The organism is Streptomyces sp. NPDC028635, from assembly GCF_040637635.1.
In the GTDB taxonomy this organism is placed as follows: domain Bacteria; phylum Actinomycetota; class Actinomycetes; order Streptomycetales; family Streptomycetaceae; genus Streptomyces.
In genome coordinates this window covers 3329-5910 of record NZ_JBEZWX010000082.1, presented here as the reverse complement: position 1 = coordinate 5910, position 2582 = coordinate 3329, and the positions used below count along the sequence as shown (strand labels likewise).

Annotated in this window: 2 protein-coding genes; one reads left to right on the top strand and one right to left on the bottom strand. The window is 72.2% G+C overall.

Annotated elements, in window-relative coordinates:
• Positions 1 to 57: 57 nt before the first annotated feature.
• Positions 58 to 252: a hypothetical protein gene (locus AB0E88_RS35610; RefSeq protein WP_361639350.1), complete on the bottom strand. Its 195-nt coding sequence runs from the start codon at positions 250 to 252 to the stop codon at positions 58 to 60.
• Between the two features lie 209 nt (positions 253 to 461).
• Here AB0E88_RS35610 and AB0E88_RS35605 point away from each other — a divergent pair, with 209 nt between their 5' ends.
• Positions 462 to 2483, top strand: coding sequence for an NPCBM/NEW2 domain-containing protein (locus AB0E88_RS35605; RefSeq protein WP_361639347.1), 2022 nt, complete (start codon positions 462 to 464; stop codon positions 2481 to 2483).
• Positions 2484 to 2582 lie beyond the last annotated feature (99 nt).

Here is a 2582-nt window from a genome sequence, read left to right as displayed (position 1 = left end):
CGCCCTCCCGCATCCACGCGCGGGAGGGCGGCACCGCCGCGGCCGGGGCGCTCCTCGTCAGGCGCTTCCGCCGAGCGTGCCGTCGTCGACCTGGAAACTGTCCTGGGCGACGGTGTGGTCCAGGGTGCTGAGGGTGTCGCCCACGTTGAGGTTCGTCAGGTCGTCGGCGTCCAGACCGTGCGAGGGAGTGATCGCGGCGACGACGAACCCGGTGGCGAGGGAGGCGATGGCGAGCATGCTGCGCTTCTTCATGCCCGGCTCAACTGCGTCAACGGGCCGAGGTCACGCCCCGACCGATTTCCTCTCACCGTCGCGGCCGCTCCGGCCATCGGCCGCCCCCTGAGCCGAATCTCCCACGACCCGCCATCTTCCAACAGAGTCCGACACGTTCTACCGTGAACGCGCATCGATGACGAGTGCATGACGTCATCTCCCCTCTCGTTGGTCGGAGGCATGTCACCATGCGTCACACCGGCACACCACGTCACAGAATCGTCGGAGCGCTCACCGCGGGGCTGCTCTGTACGGCCGGGCTCACCGCCCCGGCCGTCGCCGCGTCCGGCGCCCCCGCCGCGCCGGACACGGCCACCCTGGCCGACGGCCTCGCGCTCACCCCGCCGATGGGCTTCAACAACTGGAACTCCACCCACTGCCGGGCCGAGTTCAACGAGGCGATGGTCAAGGGCATCGCCGACCTCTTCGTCGCCAAGGGCCTCAAGGCCGCCGGATACCAGTACGTCAATCTCGACGACTGCTGGGCGCTCCCGCAGCGCGACGCCGACGGCAAGCTGGTGCCCGACCCGGCCCGCTTCCCCGGCGGCATCAAGGCGGTCGCCGACTACGTCCACTCCAAGGGCCTCAAACTCGGCATCTACACCAGCGCCGGAACCAAGACCTGCAGCGACATAGGCTTCCCCGGCGGCCTGGGTCACGAGTACAGCGACGCCCGGCAGTTCGCGGACTGGGGCGTGGACTACCTCAAGTACGACAACTGCAACAACCAGGGCGTCGACGCCAAGCAGCGCTACACCACCATGCGTGACGCGCTCAAGGCGACCGGGCGGCCCATCGTCTTCAGCATCTGCGAATGGGGCCAGAACAAGCCCTGGGAGTGGGCCGCCGACGTCGGCCACCTGTGGCGCACCACGGGCGACATCTCCGACAGCTGGGGTTCGATGCTGGCGATCGCCAAGCAGAACCTGCCGCTCGCCCCGTACGCCGGTCCGGGCCACTGGAACGACCCGGACATGCTGGAGGTCGGCAACGGCGGCATGACGGACACCGAGTACCGCTCGCACTTCTCCCTGTGGTCGGTCATGGCCGCGCCCCTGCTCATCGGCACCGACCTGCGCAAGGCCTCGGACGCGACGTACGAGATCCTCGGCAACAAGGAAGTCATCGCCGTCGACCAGGACCCGCTCGGCAAGCAGGGCACCGTCGTCTCCTCGGCCGGCGGGCGCTGGGTGATCGCCAAGCAGATGCGGGACGGCAGCCGCGCGGTCGCCCTGTTCAACGAGTCGTCCACCGCGCAGCGCATCGCCACCACCGCGCAGGCCGTCGGGCTGCCGGCCGCCGACGGCTACACCCTGCGCGACCTGTGGCGCCACACGTCGTACAACACCGCCGGAACCATCGCGGCGACCGTCCCCGCGCACGGCACGGTGCTGGTCCGCGTGGCCGCCGACGGCGGCTGGGCCGCGCAGCCCCCGGCCGTCGAGGCCGGCCTGGACGGCGGCGCGTACGTCGAGGCGGGCAAGCCGGTCACGGTGACGTCCACGGTCACCGACCTCGGCCGCACCCCGGCCCGTACGGTCTCCGTCGCCCTGACGGGCCCCGCCGGCTGGACGGTGAAGGCCGCCTCGCCCACCACGACGGCGTCCCTGCCCACCGGCCGCTCCCTGAGCACCGCCTGGACGGTCACCGCGCCCGCGGGAACACCGAGCGGGTCGTACGGCCTGACGCTGACGACGAGTTACCGCTCGCCGACCGGGGTGCGGGCCGCGAACACCCTGCCCGTGACCGCGTCGGTGGTCGTGCCGCCGCCCGCCGGAACCTCCTACCTCGGCGATCTGCCGTGGCTGTCGGCCGACAGCGGATGGGGGCCGGTGGAGCGCAACACCAGCAACGGGGAGAGCGCGGCCGGTGACGGTCATCCGATCACCGTCGGCGGCGTGGTGTACGGCAAGGGCCTCGGCGTGCACGCGCCCAGCACCGTCGCCTACTACACCGGCCGCTCCTGCGAGACGGTCAGCGCGTCCGTCGGCGTCGACGACGAGAAGGGGACGAAGGGCACGGTCGCCTTCGAGGTGCGCGCGGACGGCAGGACGGTCGCCTCGACCGGGGTGCTGACCAACGCCATGCCCGCCCAGACCCTCACCGCGGACGTCTCGGGCGCACAGGTGGTGGAGCTGGTGGTCACCGACGGCGGCGACGGAGTCGACTCCGACCACGCCGACTGGGCGGACGCCCGGCTGACCTGCTGACCTGCCGGCCTGCCGACAGCACCTCGGCGGCGCCCGCCCCCCGCCCGGGCGGGGGGGCGGCCCGCGCGCCCCCCGCTTGGCGCGCGGGCGCGGCGCCGA

Bases quoted from the DNA above. Each gene is read 5' to 3' on its own strand.
- AB0E88_RS35610 (WP_361639350.1), bottom strand. From the start codon at position 252: ATGAAGAAGCGCAGCATGCTCGCCATCGCCTCCCTCGCCACCGGGTTC.
- AB0E88_RS35605 (WP_361639347.1), top strand. From the start codon at position 462: ATGCGTCACACCGGCACACCACGTCACAGAATCGTCGGAGCGCTCACC.